This is a genomic window from Kribbella sp. NBC_00889, assembly GCF_045207705.1.
Lineage (GTDB): Bacteria > Actinomycetota > Actinomycetes > Propionibacteriales > Kribbellaceae > Kribbella.
The window spans coordinates 8,306,589-8,323,497 of the sequence record NZ_CP108783.1 but is presented as its reverse complement, the minus strand read 5'-3'; the positions used below and the strand labels follow the sequence as shown (position 1 = coordinate 8,323,497).

The following is a 16,909-nucleotide window of genomic DNA, read 5'->3' as shown; positions in this document are numbered from 1 at the left end:
TGCGCGGCCCCCATGTTCGGACCGCGCGGCACCCATCTGTCCGTGCCTGCCGGCGATCCGAAATTGGGTAGGCGGAGGTCTTGCCGGACCCCAGGACGTGGGGGCATCGTTCCGGGCGTTCCTTCCAGATTTCGCGGACAGAGGAGGCCGAAGACGAGTGCAGACATCTAGCTGGGAGCCGTAGCGCTCCCTACCTGAGCCGGCCGTCCTTCCACCAGAGGCCGACCGGCCGGGCGCTGCTGCCGCGGGGTGGTCAACCCCCAGTCGTCACCCCGCGGCAGGTGCTGCCCCACGCCTGGACCATGAGCTCCCAGGAAATATGGGGGCCGGATACCCATGCCCCGAGCGGGTGGGCAATGGCAGCCTGTCCGCGTGCTCAACTCAGCGACCGCCGGGCCGGCCCGGACCGACCAGCGCACAGCCTGGTGGTCCGCGGGGATGCGCCCGCACGAGCTGGCCCAGACCGCACCGGCCTGGGCCGAGTACGTGGAGCGCAGTACCTCCACCCAGACCGCGCCTGCCGCCGGTCGAGGCCCCGCAGGGACCGGCACCGCAGCCAGCCACACGTCAGGTGGGGCAGGCGGGGCGTCGGGTGGGCCTGACATGGACTGGCGGCAGGCGCTTATGCGCTGCTTGGAGCCATTGCTCTCGGCAGCTCGCCGCGATCTTGCGGCAGCCGGCCGCACCGGCGTACTGGCCGAGCAGTTCCTGCAGCGGCTCGGGCTGCGACTGGTCAAGCTGGCGTCGCGCACGCTGGTGCTGGAGCTCGCTCGGGCACGGGACCGCGGTGAGCTGGCCGGTGACACTCCGGCCGAACGTTTTCTGGACTTCACCCACCGGCTCGTTGGAGGGAGCGAGCTGGCGGACTTCCTGGCCGCATACCCGGTGCTGGCCAGGGTCCTGGGCGAGTCGTGCCGGCAAGGCGTCGAGGGACACCTCGAACTGCTGGCACGGCTCGCCGAGGACCGTGAGTCGCTCGTCACCGGGCTGCTGGACGGCCGTGATCCCGGCGCGCTGACCGCCATCGACCCCGGGGGCGATCCCCATCGGGGCGGTCGGTCCACCGCAACCCTCACCTTCACCGACGGACGGCGGGTGGTCTACAAGCCCCGGCCGCTCGACCTGCACCGGCATTTCAACGAGTTCGTCGCCTGGCTGAACGACAAGACCGGTCTGGGCATCCGCACGGTCGATCTGCTTCCCCGCCGCGGCTACGGCTGGCTGGAGTACGTCGTACCCGAGCCCTGCAACGACGTGGCTGAGGTACGCCGGTTCTACCAGCGGCAAGGCGCTCTGCTGGCACTGCTGTACGTGCTGGACGGCACCGACATGCACTACGAGAACCTGATCGCCGTCGGCGACCAACCGGTGCTTGTGGACGTCGAGACCCTGTTTCATCCGAGCCACCTACCAACCGGCACGCTCAGCCAGGACCCGGCGTACCGGACGCTGCTCAGCTCGGTCTACCGCACAGCGCTGCTACCGCTTCTGGTCGCCGGCGAGCACGGTGTCGCGGACATGTCCGGCCTCGGCGGCGACGCGGACGCGACTGCGCCTTCCAGCGTGGTCGACTGGGGGGACGCCGGACTGGACTCCATGCACCTCATCAGGCGTCCCGGCAAGACGCCCGGCGCTGCCAACCGGCCACATCTCGACGGCGCGGTGATGGAGCCACGGGACCACGAGATCGCCGTCCTGACAGGGTTCCGGGCCGCGTACGAGGCGATCGCCTGGCACCGCGACGAGCTGATCGGTCCGGACGGTCTGGTACGCCGGTGCGCGCAGGACCGGATCCGGTTCGTGCCGCGGAACACCAGTCTCTACACGGGTTTGCTCGACGAGGCGACGCATCCCGACGCGTTGCGGAACGCGGCAGGTCGCAGTCAGTTGCTGGATCTGCTGTGGGACGCCGACGAGTCACTGCACGACGTGGTGCCGCACGAACTGGCCGACATGTGGGCGGGCGACGTACCGCTGTTCACGGCACGGCCGGACAGCCGCGACCTGTGGGCGTCCGACGGCACGCGCATCCCCGACATCCTTGCCACCGAAGGGCTTGCCGCGGTCGAGGCGAAGATCGCCGGGCTCAATGACATCGACGAGCACCGGCAGAAGTGGCTGATCTCCGCATCCCTCGCCACCCGGCCGGAGCCGATCGTGCACGCCAGTACCGCCGGCCGGCGCGGTGTCGGCGCCACCGAGGCGGATCCCGGCTGCCTACTGGCGGCCGCCACCGACATCGCCGACGAGATCGTGGCGCAGGTGATCAGCGAACGCGGCGGTGCCGCCAACTGGCTCGGCCTCGAACTGCTCGACGACCACCACTGGGCCATTCGCCCAATGGGCGCAGGGCTTTCCAACGGCTACACCGGTACGGCGCTGTTCCTCGCACAGGTCGGTGTGCTCACCGGAGCCAACAAGTACTGCGAGCTGGCGCGTGACGCGATCCGCCCGATCCCCTTGGTACTGGAGAGTCTGTCCGCAGACTTGGAGACGGCTCAGCTGGTCGGACCGGGTCTGCACGGCCTCGGCGGGATCAGCTACGGACTCCATCGGCTCAGCACGTTGCTCGACGACTCTGAGCTCACCAGTTGGTTGCACGCAGCCCTGGAACTGACCGATCGACTCAAGCCCGAGCCCACCGAGTTCCCGACGTACGCCGAGGGTGCGGCGGGTGGACTCGCCGCCATGCAAGCGATTGAAGGCAACCCGGCCGCGGCCGACCTGGCCAAGCGGTACGCCGACGAACTGGTCGCCGCTGTGGACCAAGGGCTGCGCGGCGGCCTGGCCGCTCCGGACCACGGGTTCACTCGCGGCTACCAGGGCATCGCCTGGACTCTCGGGCAGTACGGCGTACCTGGCGACAGGTACACGGATGCCGCGCGTACGGCGGCCGACCTGGACCGGCGGACCCGGTCCGGCGGCCATGGATGGTGCTCCGGCGACGCCGGGACCGCGTTGGCCCGGCTGGCGGTCGGAGTACCCGCGGACCTCGACGCCTACCTGAGGACCGCAACAGAACGTCCGGTGCTCGCAGACCTCAGTCTGTGTCATGGCGAGCTCGGCGCGGTGGAGCCACTGGTGTGGCTCGCCGAACGCGAACACCCAGCTGTTGAGGCGGTCCGGCGACGCCGGGCCGGGCTGGTGCTCGCAGCAGTACAGCAGTACGGCCCACAGTGCGGGACACCCCGTGCCGTTCCGTCACCAGGCTTGCTGACCGGCCTGGCGGGCATCGGCTACGGCTTGCTCCGGCTGGCGTTCTCCGAACGCGTCCCGTCCGTCCTGCTGCTCGAACCATCCACCGGGTCGACGCGCCCATCACGGCGCGGACGCCCCACAGCGACAGGGGAAACAGCATGACCGCCCAGCAGCACCACGAAGACGACATCCGCGACGCCCAGCTCGAGCGCCCGGACTCCACCGACCCACTCGGCCCGATCACTCTGCCGAAGCGCACCCACGTCGGCGCCCGCGCGATGGCACTCGTGGGCACGGTAGGGATGAGTGCGTTCGCCCTCGCGGCGGTCGCCAACGCCGGAGGTTTCAGCACCTGGCCCACGATCGAAGCTTGAGCCTGCCAGCAAGCGCTTGATCGGCGGAGTCGCCCGGTCACCCGAGGGTGCCCGGCCGGCCCCGCCGATCCGCTGCGGTGGCAGCGATACGTCGTTAGAGTTGGCAAGCATGCAGACCCGTGCGCCCGGAGTGGTCGGCAGAGACAGGGAGATCGATCAGCTCCACCGCCTGCTGGCTGCAGCCCGTGGCGGTCACGGAGGTGCGGTCTTCCTCGTCGGTGAGCCCGGTATCGGCAAGAGCCGGCTGGCCGGAGTCGCCACCACGCGGGCGCTGGACGATGCGATGGCAACCTTGCGCGGACGCGTCGGAGCGATCGGCACGATGGTTGCGTTCCGCCCGTTCACGGAGGCGTTGCTGTCGTTGATCCGTCGCGGCGAGATGCCTGCGGCGGATGGACTCGGGCCGTACCGCCAGGTGCTCGGCCGCCTGGTGCCGGACTGGGACGACGGGACGGCGCACAACACTGCGACCTCCACTGTCGTTCTCGGTGAGGCTGTCCTGCGGTTGCTGGCCTTGGTCGGCAAGGACCGCGGCTGCCTGCTGGTGCTGGAGGATCTGCACGGTTCCGATCCGGAGACTCTCGCTGTGATCGAGTATCTGCTCGACAACTTGGAGGACCAGCCGATCGCTCTGGTCGCCACACTTCGTTCGGAGACCTGCGCGGCCTTCGAGCTCGCCCAACTGTCCGCACAGCGTGGAGCGGCCGGCCTGGTCGAGCTGCAGCCCTTGGACCGCGCAGAGGTGGGTGAGCTCGCGGCCGGGTGCCTCGAGGTCCCAGCGGACGGCGTGCCCGATGCGCTGGTCGACAGCCTGTGGCGGGACAGTGCCGGAGTCCCTTTTATCGTTGAGGAATTGCTGCAGGAGGCGAGTCGGACCGGACAGCTGCTGTCGAAGGAGGACGGCAGTGTCCAGGTGGTCGATGGCCTGCAGACCACCGTCCCGGCGGCCGTTGTGCGCAGCATCAGTAGCCGGACGGACCAGCTCGGACCACAGTCGCGTGACCTGCTGGTGCTTGCCGCGGTCATCGGCCATCGCTTCCCGCTGAGCGTCGTACGCAAGGCCACCGGGACCGATGAGCGGTTGCTGCTGGCCACGCTGCGCGCCGGTCTTGCGGCGCAACTGGTCGGGCCGGACGAACCCGTTCCGGACTGGTACGCATTCCGGCATCCATTGACCGCGGATGCACTCCTGGCCGGGCTGACACCGACGGAGCGCTCTACCCTTGCACGACGGTGTGCCGATGCGATCGAGGAACTGCATCCGGGTCTGCCGGGTGAGTGGTGTCCGATGGTCGCGGAACTGGCTGAGACCGGTGGCGACCACGGGCGAGCCGGGCGGCTCTTCGCGATGGCCGGGCGACGATCGTTCGACGATGGGTCGATGGCCTCGGCCGTCAACCTGCTCGAGCGCGCGAACGCCTTACTGGCCGGCGATCCCGACACCATCTACCGCGCCGAGGTACTGGGGTCGTTGCTGATCGCACTCAGTGAGACCGGCCAGTTCGAGAGCAGCGCCGAGCACGCGGCGACCATCGAGGAGATGGCCGACCGCAACCTCGACAGCAGCAGGGTCGCCGCCCTGCATGTCCAGTTGGCCAATCTCGAACACATGGCGGGCCGCTGGTCTGCGGCACTGACCCAGGTCGCGACCGCGCGATCGTTGCTCGGCATCGACGCGGGCGACGCCGACCTCGCACCGGTCGATGCCATCGCCGCACACCTCGAGCTCGCCCGGCCCAGTCCCGGCCGGCTGAAGGCGGCCACCGAGCTCGCCACTCGCGCTGCCGAAGCGGCGGAACGCGCCAAGCTGCCCGCGGTGGCGTGCGATGCGCTGCAACTGCTCGGCATCCTGTCCCGTGAGCACGACCTGGACCGGTCGATCGACTTCTTCCACCGGGCCCGGCTGGTGGCCGAAGAGCACAACATGACCTTCCAGCGGGTGTGCTCGCACATCTTCCAGGCCGGCACGATCTGCCTGGCCAACGGCAGCATCGCCGAGCTCGAACGGGCCCGGCAGCAGGCACTGCGGATCGGCGCGATTCCCCTCGCCTACGAGGTGGACGGCATCCTCGGCCAGCAGGCGATCCTGCGGTCGGAGTATGCCAAGGCCGCGGTCATCATCGACGAGTGCCTGGAGGTGACCCGGCGCCTGCGGCTCGGCCGCTCGGCGACGTACTTCCTGTCCACCAAGGCGATCCTCGAGGCGCATCAGGGCCGTCGTACGGCGATGGAGGCGACGCTGGCCGAGGTCGCGAACTGGGGTGGCGAACGGGCGTCGTACGAGCTGCCGTACTCCTACGGGCTGGCGCGGACGTTCTGCGCGCTGCTGGAGGAGAACCGCGAGCTGGCCGACTCCGAGATGGCACAGGCGCTCGCGTACGACGCGCAGAACCCGACCACCCTGCACACCTCGGGGAAGTACGGTCTGGGCCTGCTGCTCGGCGTACTGTCCGGCCGCAACGCCTGGGCGCACTTCGAGGCGATCACCGCCGCGGCTGCCAGTGGGATGCGGTGGAACAAGCAGTTCGTCCAACTGGCGCATGCCGTACTGCTCGGCCGGGACGGTCGGGTGGACGCGGCCAACGCCAAGGTGCTGGAGGCGCTGGAGACCGCGTCGCTTTACCCGATGGCGCGCTATCTGGGTCTTCGGCTGGTGGCCGAGCCGGCCCATGCGGACGGCTGGGGCGACCCGGTCGCGTGGCTGCGGCAGGCCGAGGACTACTTCCACAACGCGGAGGTGCCGGCGGTGGCCAGTGCCTGTCGTAGTCTGCTGCGTCAGCTCGGGGCAACCGTCTCGCAGCGGCGGAGCGGGACCGAGCAGGTGCCGGCGCACCTGCGTCAGCTCGGGGTCACCACCCGCGAGTACGAGGTCTGCCGGTTGCTGGTCGACCGGATCGGGAACAAGTCGATCGCCTCCCGGCTGCACATCTCGCCACGGACGGTGGAGAAACACGTGGCGAGCCTGATGACCAAAACCCAGCAACCGGATCGGGAGGCACTGAGCAGTTTCGCCCGGACCGTTGTGCAGGACTGAACAGCGGACCGGGACACTCCGCGAGTCGCGGGTCCGATTCCGGCACTGATGCGTGTTCTGGAGGATCGGACCCCCAGTGGGTGATAGTTGTCGACGCACGCAGTCGGGACCGCCGGCCGCTTGCGGACACGGGAATCACGGTAATTTATGAACGCTCGCTTTCTATATAGGATGGGCGAGTGGCAGGCAAGGGGTCGGACATGGGCAAGGGAACGGTCGGCGGCGGCGGTACGACGATGCTGCGGCGGATCAACGTCGCGGCAGTCCTGGACGCGGTACGGCGCTCCGCACCGGCACCACTGCGTGTCGCGGAGCTGGTCGAACGGACCGGCCTGGCCAGACCGACCGTCGCACAGGCGGTCGATGAACTCCTGGACGCCGGCTGGCTGCAGCAGCACGGCCCCGACTCGGCGGACCGTTCGCTCGGCCGCCCGGCGATCCGCGTGTCGCTGCGCGGCCGCGCGGCGCCGGTGCTCGGCCTCGACGTCGGCCCGCACCGGGTGACCGTCGGCGTCTCCGACCTGGCCGGCCGCAAGCTCTCCCTGGTACGGCGCTCCGGACCCGGATGGACCGCCCAGGAGCTGCTCGGAGTCATCAGCGAGGTGATCACCGAGGCTCTCGCAGAGGCCGAAGTACCGGCCGAGGACGTAGCCGCAGCCGTCGCCGCCAGCCCCGGCATCGTGGACGAGCACACCGGTCGGGTCCAGTTGGTCCCGAGTGTGCCGGGCTGGTCTGCGATCGACCTGATCAAACACGTCCGCGGTCTGCTCGACTGCCCGGTGATGCTCGACAACGACGCCAACCTGGCCGCCCTCGCCATCGCCGCCGCACGTGGCGGCACAGGCACGCTGCTGGCAGTGCAGTGGGGCGAGCGACTCGGCGCCGGCATCGTCATCGACGGGCGGCTGCACCGCGGCACGGGAGCGGCGGGCGAGATCGGCTTCATCGCCACCGCGCCGGACGACGTGATCAACCCGGAGGACAGCCGGGGCCCGTTGGAGCGTGCGGTCGGCTCGGAGGCGATCGCAGCTCTCGGACGGCAGGCCGCACTGGACAACCCGAAGTCCCGGCTCGCCGAGCTGGGTGGAGAGCAACTCGACACGGCTGACGTGTTCGCGGCCGCGGCGGAACGCGATCCCGTGGCTCAGGCCGTCGTGCAGCAGGTCGCCCGCGACTTCGCCCGCGCGCTGGCGCCGTCCATCCTCGTGCTCGACCCGACGGCCGTCGTCATCGGCGGCGGCGTCGCCCGGGCCGGCGCCGTACTGCTCGACGCCATCTCCGACCAGTTGCGCCTGCTCACCCTGAACCACCCAAAGCTGGAGCTGTCCGCCCTGGCCGAGGACGCTGTGGTCACCGGCGCCATGCGCATGGCCCTCGACGAGGTCTGGCAACGCAAGCTCCCCACCCCGACCCTCACCACAACCGCCTAGGTCGCCCGCCCGCGGACGGCCGCGGCGATTGCGTCTGGGCGGTCCAGGTGGACGAGGTGGGCGGAATCCGGTAGCACCTCGACCGAGCCGCCCAGCGCGTCCGCCAGCCGTTGCTGACCCGCCACCCAGCGGTTGGCGGTGAAGCGCGAGCTACCACCGGTGGCGACCAGCAGCACGGTCGGCGCGATCGCATCAACCGGCCGGGCGACCAGGCGTCCGACCTCGGTCGCCAGCTCCCAGCTCCCAGCCAGTTCGTCCCAGAACAGCAGCCACGACGACGCAGCGCCGTACCGGGACCTTTCAGTTGCCTTGGACAACAGATCCCGCTTCGTCGCGCTGCCGATCCGCACGATCAGCCGCCGCAGTCCAGGTCCCAGCAGTTGCGGTACGCCGATCCGCCCGAGCAACCGCAGGAACCCACGCACCGCCCGATCACCCCGCGTCCCCGGATACAACCACCGCACCCCGGTCTCCGAGGTGAGACTCGTGTCGACGAGCACGAGACCGACCACCTCGACCGGCCGGGTCAGCGCCCACCGCAAGGCAGCCAGTCCGCCGATCGAGTGACCGACCAATCCGATCTCCGCATCCACCGGTAGGCCGGCCGCCGTACGCAACTCGTCGACAGCGGAGGTGACCGGCGTACGCCAAGGATCGATCACGCGCAGCTCGGTGCCCGGCAACAACTCGACGACCCGCGCGAACTCCTCCGGAGTCTCGGCCAGGCCGGGCAGCACGATCCAGGTGACGGTCATCGAGAGCAAGCGTGCCTCACGCCGGGCAGTACTGTCCCCAGGAATATGCACATGCCCGACAGCGTCGCACCCGAACCAAGGGATTGACTGTCGTCTCAGCTATACCCTTGAGGTGGACTAGCACGACCGAAGCCGCGGCGAGGTAGTGGCATGATCGCTGCGTGCGGTCGGAACAAGCCGAGGTGATTCCCGCGTGGCAGCATCGTGCTGCCGTGTGGGTCGGACGTGTTGTGGTGGCCGCCGCGGTCTGGTCGTTCATCGCGATCCCGTTGCACTTGTTCGCCCCGGCGTACGTGAAGCGCGTCGACCAGGCGTTCGACTTCTTCGGCATCCCGGCCGGACACACCTTCTTCCCAGCGGTCTACCTGGCCGTCGTCGGCAGCGCGCTGCTGCGCGGCAAGCGCGCCGCGTTGCTCTGGGTGCTGTGGGTCTTCGAGGCCCTCTGGTTACTGGCACAGACCGCGGCCGTCGCGTTCACCAGCGTCCGCCTGGCCAATCCGAACGACGCCGAGCTGCTCTCCGACTTCGGCCCGGCCACGGTCAAGGACCTCGAGCTCGGCATCGTCCAGGTGGTCGTGGTGATCGCGATCATCGTGCTGCTGTGGACGATCCGGGGCGCGTTCCCGGCCCGACTGGCGCCCGGCACCCGGCGGCTCGCGATCGGCGCGTTGGTCGCCGGCATGCTGATCTCGATCGCGGTCAGCATCACGCTGACGCAGATCTTCCCCAACACCCTGACCGGTCAACGGGAGAAGATCGGCTGGGCGATCGTCGCGGCGTTCGGCCAGTCCCGCAATCGGATGGGCGGGCACGAGGGCCACGGCTGGATCGGCCTGACGGTCGGCGCGATCTCGGCCGCGACGCTGGTGATCGCGTTCGCCATCTTCCTGCGCTCGGTCCGCCGAGTCCGCTACCTCACGCAACCCGAGGAGCTCGACGTACGCCGCCTGTTGCTGGAGCACGGTGAACGCGACTCGCTCGGGTACTTCGCCACCCGGCGCGACAAGGCGGTCGTCTTCTCCCCCGACAAGCAGGCGGCGATCGCGTACCGCGTGGTCAACGGGGTCAGCCTGGCCAGCGGCGACCCACTCGGCGATCCGGTCGCCTGGCCTGGCGCGATCCAGCGCTGGCTCGCGGAAGCCCGCACGTACGGCTGGTCGCCCGCGGTCTTGTCGGTGAGCGAGGAGGGCGCACACGCGTACGTCGACGCCGGCCTGCGCGCACTGTCGATGGGTGACGAGGCAATCATCGACGTCGCGGACTTCACGCTGGAAGGCCGGACCATGCGGCCGGTCCGGCAGGCGGTGACGCGGGTCCAGCGGGCCGGCTATCACGCGGAAGTCGTCCGGCACGGAGACCTGTCGCCCGAGGCCCTGGCGCAGTACGTCGGTCTCGCCGAGAAGTGGCGTGGCGCGCAGACCGAGCGCGGGTTCTCGATGGCGCTCGGGCGGCTGGGTGACCCGTCCGACGCGCGCTGTGTGATGGTCATCGCGCGCGACTCCGACGGCCAGGTCCGCGGGCTGCTGTCGTTCGTGCCGTGGGGTGTACGAGGGGTTTCGCTGGACCTGATGCGGCGCGACCCGGAGTCCGTGAACGGGTTGATGGAGTTCATGGTCACGTCGCTCGTGGACGCGTGCGGCGACCTCGGACTGCACCGGATCTCGCTGAACTTCGCGATGTTCCGGGAGATCTTCAGCGATGCCGAGCGAGTCGGGGCCGGGCCGGTACTGCGGCTGACCAACGCGCTGCTCACCGCCGCCTCACGCTTCTGGCAACTGGAGAGTCTCTACCAGTCGAACGAGAGGTACCTGCCGCGCTGGTCTCCACGACTGATCTGCTACTCCCGTGGGGCGTCGCTCGCGCAGGTCCTGCTGGCGGCGGGGACCGCGGAGGGCTTCCTGCCCGCACCGAGGCCGTGGACCCGGGTCGACACCGTGGCGACCGCCGAGCGGCACGCGATCATGGCGGCGGACGGCGGCGCGTTCGCTACCGCCGTTCGTGAGCAGGAGGAGAAGCTGCTGCGACCGGCGCTGCCTGATCGCAAGCTCACCGAGCAGGAGCTGATCCGCCGGACCAAGCTCGGCGAGCTGATTGCTGCGGGCATCGATCCCTACCCGGTCAGCGTGCCGCGCACGGAGACCCTGGAGCGGGTGCGCGCACTGCACCCGAACCTGCCGACCGATCACCGCACCGGCGACACGGTGTCGATCACCGGGCGGATCATGCGGATGCGGGACCACGGTGGTCTGTCGTTCGCCCAGCTGCAGGACGGCCTGGCGCAGCTTCAGGTGATGCTGACGATTGAGGACTGCGGCGAGACGGCACTCGAGCAGTGGCGGCGATTTGTCGACATCGGCGATCACGTCAGCGTCACCGGCGAGGTGGTCACCAGTCGTCGCGGCGAGCTGTCGATCGCGGTGACCAGCTGGCTGATGGCGGCGAAGTGCCTGCACCCCCTGCCGGACAAGCGGAAGGGTTTCACCGATCCGGAGGCACGGGTCCGGCAGCGGCATCTCGACCTGATCATGAACCCGGACTCGCTCCGGATGATGCAGCAGCGCAGTACGGCGGTCCGGGCCCTGCGCAACGGTTTCGAGGCGCGCGGGTTCATCGAGGTGGAGACGCCGATGCTGCAGGCGGTCCACGGCGGGGCGAACGCGCGGCCGTTCGCGACCCACATCAACGCCTACGACACCGAACTGTTTCTCCGGATCGCGCCGGAGCTGTTCCTGAAGCGGCTGAGTGTCGGCGGGATGGGCAAGGTCTTCGAACTGAACCGGAACTTCCGCAACGAGGGCGCCGACGCGACCCACAACCCGGAGTTCACCTCGGTCGAGGCGTACCAGCCGTACGCCGACTACCAGGTGATGCGGGAGCTGACCCGCGAGCTGCTGATCGAGGCGGCGACCGCGGTGTTCGGCAAGCCGGTGGTGCAGCGACCGGACGGCGAGATCGACATCTCCGGTGAGTGGCCCGTCATCACCGTGCACGACGCGGTCGGCCGGGCCGTGGGCACAACGATCGACGTGGACACACCGGTCGAGCGGCTCCGCGAGCTGTGCGCGGAGCACGGCGTACACACGACCTTCGAACTGACCGCGGGCGAGCTCGTCCTCGAGCTATACGACGAGTTGGTCGAGCCTGCGACGACCGTGCCGACGTTCTACACCGACTTCCCGTTGGAGACGTCACCGCTGACCCGGAGCCACCGGTCCGAACCGCGGCTGGCCGAACGCTGGGACCTGGTTGCCTTCGGCGCGGAGATCGGTACGGCGTACTCCGAACTCGTCGACCCGGTCGAGCAGCGCCGCCGGCTGACCGAGCAGTCCCTCAAGGCCGCGGCCGGCGACCCCGAGGCGATGTCCCTGGACGAGGACTTCCTCAGCACCCTCGAGTACGCGATGCCCCCGACCGGCGGCCTCGGTATCGGTGTGGATCGAGTCATGATGATGCTCACCGGCCAGAACATCCGCGCCACCCTCGCCTTCCCGTTCGTTAGATCCGCTCCCAGAAGCTAGAGCTCGACTCGCACGGACCTGGCCGGTGCGCATACCCTGTGCGGCACAAGGGTTGTGGGGCGACCTGGGGGGACGTGCATGAAGCGGTTCTGCGTGCTCTGGGCCGGTGTTGCGGTGCTGGGGCTGGTGGCTGGTTGTGGTGGTCCGGCCGAGGACGATGCCTCGGGTGCGCCGTCGACGCCGGCGGGTGCGTCGTCCTCGGCGCCGGCTTCGTCGACCCCGACCGGGCCGCTCGGGACGGCGGCGTACCAGGCGGAGCTGACGAAGCTCGAGCAGGGTCTGGCGAAAGACCTGCGGAGTCTCACCCGAGTGCGCACCGCCGAGGCGCTGGCTCAGACCATGACAAGCCTGGCGGAGTCGCTGAACACCGCCGCCTCACGACTTGCCGACTCCACGGTGACCAGCCGCCTGACCGCCGTACACGAACTGCTGCAGGACAGCCTCGGCACTGCCGCGGTCTCACTGGCCGACTCGGACCAGGCCGAGCTGAACGCGCGCTGCGGCGGAGTCGCGTACACCTCGCAGAAGGTCCGGCGGACGCTGCGCGCCGATCTGAAGACCGCGATCGCGGCCCTGACGAAGCTCAAGCTGAAGTTCGGCGCCACACTGCCCGATCCCGGCCCGGCACCGGACAACGAGCGACCGGACAACGGCGAGATCCTGGTCCGCGAGGGGGACTCCGGCACCGGCCGGATCAAGGTCACCAACGGAACGGCGAACGACGTCGCGATCTCGGTCGTCAACGACGGCGACCCACCCAGCGAGCCGCATGTGATGATGTTCGTCCAGGCGAACAAGGCCGCCACGATCACCCGGATCGGCGGCACGTACCGGATCTACTACAAGAGCGGCACGGACTGGAACTCCGAACGTCGCCAGTTCAGCGCCGGCTGCACGTTCCAGAAGTTCGACCGCTCCTTCGGCCGGAACGAGTCCTGGCAGGTGAACCTCGAACCGACCGTCGACGGCAACGCGTCGACGACCGAGGTCGAAGCCTACTGAGGCCTGTCGAGGTTATGTGACATCGGCCATGTCACGGTGACAGGACTTCGTCCCGCGGTCACGATGAAGTGATGAGCGCCATCGCAACCGTGACCGTGGCCGGCGTCCCGGGAGTGGAGATCGCCTACCACCGCAAGGGAGCCGGCGAGCCGCTGCTGCTCCTGCACGGCATCGGCCACCACCGGCAGGCCTTCGACCCGGTCCTCGACCGGCTGGCCGAACACCGCGACGTGATCGCCCTCGACCTCCCCGGCTTCGGCGAGTCACCCGACGTACCGGCCGGCGTCCCGAACGAGCTCGACACCTTCGCCTACGCGATCGAGGCTTTCTGTACGGCCCTCGACGTCGACCGGCCGCAGGTCGCGGGGAACTCGATGGGCGGCCTGGTCGCGCTCCGCATGGGCCAGCTCGGTTTCGCTCGGTCCGTCAGCGCGCTCTCCCCGGCCGGCTTCTGGACGCCCCGTGAACGCACCTGGGCGATCGGCCTGCTGACCAACCTCCGCCGCGTCGCCCGGCGTACCCCTGAAGCGACCGTACGGCGGCTGTCCCACACCGCAGCCGGCCGACGGGTGATGACCGGCGCGATCTACCACCGCCCGGCCCTGCGCGATCCGGACGCCGTGGTCGCCGAGACGCGCGCCCTCCGCAACGCACCCGCCTTCGATCGCGTCGCCGCGCATGCGCGCGCCGGCGTCACGTTCGACGGCGACGTACCGGACATTCCGGTCACGATCGCATGGGGCACGCACGACCGCGTTCTCATCCCGACCCAGGCGGCGCGAGCTCACCTTCAGCTCCCGCGCGCCCGCATGATCCCACTTCTCGACTGCGGTCACGTCCCGATGAACGACGCACCCGCCCTGGTAGCAGACACCATCCTCCAAACCCCGGAGGGCTGACGATCACAGATCGTCAGGCAGCAGCCGGAAAGCAGCATGTGGCGTGAGCGGACGGACGGCTCTGAAGTCCCTCCGGTCCAGGGTGAGGACAGCATCGGTCCGGTAGTCCGCGGCGAGCGCGACGCTGACAGCATCAGCCAGATCGAGATCCAGGTCCGCGTACCGGCTCATGATCGCCAAGGCAGTCGCGAAGGTTTCCGGGCGAATGTCAGGTACCTGAAAACGCATCCGCCGGACCTGGGTCAGCAGTAACTCGAGGATCGACGCCCTGGCCGCGCCACCAAGCCGGGCTCGGGCCAGGTGATCAACCTCTGCAAGCACCAGCGGCGAAAGAACAACTGTCCCGGCGTCCTGGAGGAGCTTCCTGCACAATGGCCCCTCGGGTGCGTTGCGATCGAAGGCCGCGATGATGCCCGAGGTGTCGGCGACGAGGATCACCGGTCGGTACGACGCACGACCTCGGCCCGAACCTCATCCTTGGTCAGCGGCTCGCCGCTGCCGTCGAAGGTCGGCCAGTCGAGCGGCTCGTCCCAGACTCTGTTCGCCATCGCCGCGAGGTGAATGCCCTCCCGGATGATCTCCGCTTCCGGGATCCCACGTCGACGTGCCGCATCCTTGATCAGCGCCAGATCCTCAGGATCGGCGTAGACGTTTGTGCGCTTCATCGACATGTACCGACCCTAACACACGTACCTACAGGCCGAGGGTGTGGAGGAGGCCGCCGAGTAGGCCGCCGAGGGTGAGGGGCGGGTCCGGATCCGGGTCCGGGTCCTGGGTTCCTGGGTCGTCAGGAGTGGTCGGCGGGTCGTCCGGGGTGGTGGGCGGCGGACTGGTCGTCGTGTCCGGAGGATCGGTCGTCGGGTCAGGCGGCGGCGCGGTGGTGTGCGTCGGCGGGCGCTTGGTACCGACCGGGGTGGTCGGATCGTACTGATCGACGACCTGCTGCGACGGCTTGACCACCTCCGTCGGGGAGGGCGTCTTCACTCCGCTGTCGACGACGGAGTTGCCCGTGCCGGTCGTCTCCTCCGGGGTGGTTGCCGGCGGCAACGGCGTACTCGCGAGCGTGGCACCGGGGGTCGGCGAACTGCCGCCCGGGATCGTCGGGACGTTCTTGGTCGGCTGACTGGGCTGGAGCCCGGCGACCGGGTTGGCCGGGTCCGGTCCGCCGCCGGGCAGCGGCAGGAACGACGCACCCAGCCGCGGGCCGCCGAGGAGAGCGACCAGGACCAGCACAAGGTAGAGCAGCAGCAGTGCGCCGGCGACGCCGGCGACCTGTCGCAGCCGCTGCGGGTTCTGCCAGGGCGGGCGGCGGGCGGCCACGGCAGCGATCGGTCTCACAAGTCCCGGAGGGTATCTGGTGCACCAGCGCTTCAAACAGCCCTTGGAAGAAATTCCACGCTAGATCGCAACTTTTCGGCAGCCGAGTTACCCCTACGCGCGCGTAGGATTTCGCTCCGTCATGGGACCGGTGAGTTCAGTTATCACCCGAGCGCCTGCAGGCCGACGACCGACAGCAGACGCAGCTTCTCGGTGGCCTCGCTGTTCGGCGCGGCGGTGTAAACCACGATGCGCAGATCATTGCCCGGCACTGTGAGTACGTCGCAGTCGATGACGATGGCACCGAGATCGGGGTGGTTGATGGTCTTCTGCTCGCTCTGATGGAACCCGACGACCGGTTGATCCCAGAGTTGGGCGAACGCGTCGTAGCCGGTCCGCAGTTCGTGGATCAGCCCCTTGAGCTCCGGGTCGTGCGGATAGCGAGCGATCGAGGCACGCAGGTCCGTCACCATCGCGGCCCGGAACGTCCGCTGCTGCTCGGGTGTCTGTACGACGCGTTCCCCCGGAGCCGCGTACTGGCGCCAGATGATGTTCCGCCACCGGCCACGCCACTCGGACGGATCACCGATCAAGGCCGCGAAGAGCGGATTCCAGGTGATCACCGTCCAGGCGGCGTCGCACACGCACAGCGGCGCACCGTCGAGCTGGTCCACGATCCGCTGCACGCCGGGCGGGATGTACGCCGAAATCCTCCCTGGAGACGGTTCCACCTGGCCGGCGAGCACGAAGAGATGGTTGCGCTCGGCATCGGACAGGCGAAGTGCCCGGGACAACGCGGTCAGCACCTGAACCGACGGCGAGTCCGACCGACCTTGCTCGAGGCGGACGACATAGTCCACCGACATTCCGGCCAGGTGCGCCAGCTCTTCCCGGCGCAGTCCCGGCGCGCGCCGCTTGCCGCCCGCCGGAAGGCCGACCGCGTCCGGCGTCACCCGATCCCGCCACGCGTGCAGTGTCCGGCCCAGCTCGCTCATGCACCCAGTATTCCGCGCACCGCACCGGCCAGCCTGGTACTGCCGTTCCCTAGGACATCGCGGGTACTACCTGGCCGAAACCCCTGGCACGAGGCTGAGTACATGACCACGACACTCATCACCGGGGCCAACAAGAGCCTTGGATTCGAAACCGCCCGCCGGCTGATCGCCGCCGGGCACACCGTCTACATCGGCGCCCGCGATCCCCAGCGAGGCAAGGAGGCCGCGGCCACTCTCGATGCGCGCTACGTGCCGCTCGACGTCACCAGCGACGAGTCGGTCGACAATGCGGCCACTCAGATCGAGGCCGAGGCCGGCGGACTCGACGTACTGATCAACAATGCAGGGGTTTTGGCCCGATCCGCACCGCCTGGGACCTGACGGCTG

The 16,909-nt window shown here is 69.2% G+C and carries 13 protein-coding genes; 8 read left to right on the top strand and 5 right to left on the bottom strand.

The genetic code is table 11. The annotated features are described in order from the left end of the window. Positions 1-372: 372 nt before the first annotated feature. From OG817_RS41025 to OG817_RS41010, 4 genes are all read left to right on the top strand, one after another. Complete coding sequence (locus OG817_RS41025) at positions 373-3,360, top strand: type 2 lanthipeptide synthetase LanM family protein (protein ID WP_406050379.1); 2,988 nt, start codon at positions 373-375, stop codon at positions 3,358-3,360. Continuing rightward, the gene (locus tag OG817_RS41020) at positions 3,357-3,572 is read left to right on the top strand and encodes a hypothetical protein (RefSeq protein WP_396392688.1); all 216 of its coding nucleotides are present in this window, start codon (positions 3,357-3,359) and stop codon (positions 3,570-3,572) included. The genes OG817_RS41025 and OG817_RS41020 overlap by 4 nt, the downstream gene beginning before the upstream one ends. A gap of 109 nt (positions 3,573-3,681) precedes the next feature. After that, the gene (locus OG817_RS41015; protein WP_406050378.1) at positions 3,682-6,606 is read left to right on the top strand and encodes an ATP-binding protein; all 2,925 of its coding nucleotides are present in this window, start codon (positions 3,682-3,684) and stop codon (positions 6,604-6,606) included. 179 nt (positions 6,607-6,785) lie between these two features. Beyond that, a complete protein-coding gene (locus tag OG817_RS41010) occupies positions 6,786-8,036 on the top strand; it encodes an ROK family transcriptional regulator (protein ID WP_131359856.1) in 1,251 nt (416 codons plus the stop codon). Here the strand turns inward: OG817_RS41010 and OG817_RS41005 are convergent. After that, on the bottom strand, positions 8,033-8,791 hold the full coding sequence (locus OG817_RS41005) for an alpha/beta fold hydrolase (protein WP_406050377.1): 759 nt from the start codon (positions 8,789-8,791) through the stop codon (positions 8,033-8,035). The two genes, OG817_RS41010 and OG817_RS41005, sit on opposite strands and share 4 nt — an antisense overlap. Positions 8,792-8,952: 161 nt before the next feature. Here OG817_RS41005 and lysX point away from each other — a divergent pair, with 161 nt between their 5' ends. From lysX to OG817_RS40990, 3 genes are all read left to right on the top strand, one after another. After that, a complete protein-coding gene (gene lysX / locus OG817_RS41000; protein ID WP_406050376.1) occupies positions 8,953-12,309 on the top strand; it encodes a bifunctional lysylphosphatidylglycerol synthetase/lysine--tRNA ligase LysX in 3,357 nt (1,118 codons plus the stop codon). A gap of 78 nt (positions 12,310-12,387) precedes the next feature. Beyond that, the gene (locus tag OG817_RS40995) at positions 12,388-13,311 is read left to right on the top strand and encodes a hypothetical protein (protein ID WP_406050375.1); all 924 of its coding nucleotides are present in this window, start codon (positions 12,388-12,390) and stop codon (positions 13,309-13,311) included. 71 nt (positions 13,312-13,382) lie between these two features. Beyond that, the gene (locus tag OG817_RS40990) at positions 13,383-14,210 is read left to right on the top strand and encodes an alpha/beta fold hydrolase (RefSeq protein WP_406050374.1); all 828 of its coding nucleotides are present in this window, start codon (positions 13,383-13,385) and stop codon (positions 14,208-14,210) included. Between the two features lie 3 nt (positions 14,211-14,213). On the opposite strand, the gene OG817_RS40985 is transcribed toward OG817_RS40990, so the two are convergent. The 4 genes from OG817_RS40985 to OG817_RS40970 all read right to left on the bottom strand — a co-directional run bounded on the left by OG817_RS40985 (position 14,214) and on the right by OG817_RS40970 (position 16,522). Then, positions 14,214-14,648 (bottom strand): PIN domain-containing protein, encoded by a 435-nt coding sequence (locus OG817_RS40985; protein WP_406050373.1) that lies wholly within the window; start codon positions 14,646-14,648, stop codon positions 14,214-14,216. Continuing rightward, positions 14,645-14,881: a CopG family transcriptional regulator gene (locus OG817_RS40980; protein WP_396392695.1), complete on the bottom strand. Its 237-nt coding sequence runs from the start codon at positions 14,879-14,881 to the stop codon at positions 14,645-14,647. The genes OG817_RS40985 and OG817_RS40980 overlap by 4 nt, the downstream gene beginning before the upstream one ends. Before the next feature lie 22 nt (positions 14,882-14,903). Continuing rightward, positions 14,904-15,548, bottom strand: a complete 645-nt coding sequence (locus OG817_RS40975) for a hypothetical protein (RefSeq protein WP_406050371.1) — start codon at positions 15,546-15,548, stop codon at positions 14,904-14,906. A 143-nt stretch (positions 15,549-15,691) separates the two neighbouring features. Then, entirely contained in the window at positions 15,692-16,522 is an 831-nt protein-coding gene (locus tag OG817_RS40970) for a helix-turn-helix transcriptional regulator (RefSeq protein ID WP_406050370.1), read from the bottom strand. Positions 16,523-16,624: 102 nt separating this feature from the next. On the opposite strand from OG817_RS40970, the gene OG817_RS40965 reads away from it, so the two are divergent. Further along, positions 16,625-16,903, top strand: a complete 279-nt coding sequence (locus OG817_RS40965; RefSeq protein ID WP_406050368.1) for an SDR family NAD(P)-dependent oxidoreductase — start codon at positions 16,625-16,627, stop codon at positions 16,901-16,903. The last annotated feature ends 6 nt before the right edge of the window (positions 16,904-16,909 follow it).

What these genes read in the sequence shown, in the direction of transcription:
- OG817_RS41005 (WP_406050377.1), bottom strand. Translation starts at nt 8,791, where the DNA reads ATGACCGTCACCTGGATCGTGCTGCCCGGCCTGGCCGAGACTCCGGAG.
- OG817_RS40965 (WP_406050368.1), top strand. Translation starts at nt 16,625, where the DNA reads ATGACCACGACACTCATCACCGGGGCCAACAAGAGCCTTGGATTCGAA.
- OG817_RS40995 (WP_406050375.1), top strand. Translation starts at nt 12,388, where the DNA reads ATGAAGCGGTTCTGCGTGCTCTGGGCCGGTGTTGCGGTGCTGGGGCTG.
- OG817_RS40970 (WP_406050370.1), bottom strand. Translation starts at nt 16,522, where the DNA reads ATGAGCGAGCTGGGCCGGACACTGCACGCGTGGCGGGATCGGGTGACG.
- OG817_RS41020 (WP_396392688.1), top strand. Translation starts at nt 3,357, where the DNA reads ATGACCGCCCAGCAGCACCACGAAGACGACATCCGCGACGCCCAGCTC.
- OG817_RS40990 (WP_406050374.1), top strand. Translation starts at nt 13,383, where the DNA reads ATGAGCGCCATCGCAACCGTGACCGTGGCCGGCGTCCCGGGAGTGGAG.
- OG817_RS41015 (WP_406050378.1), top strand. Translation starts at nt 3,682, where the DNA reads ATGCAGACCCGTGCGCCCGGAGTGGTCGGCAGAGACAGGGAGATCGAT.
- OG817_RS40980 (WP_396392695.1), bottom strand. Translation starts at nt 14,881, where the DNA reads ATGTCGATGAAGCGCACAAACGTCTACGCCGATCCTGAGGATCTGGCG.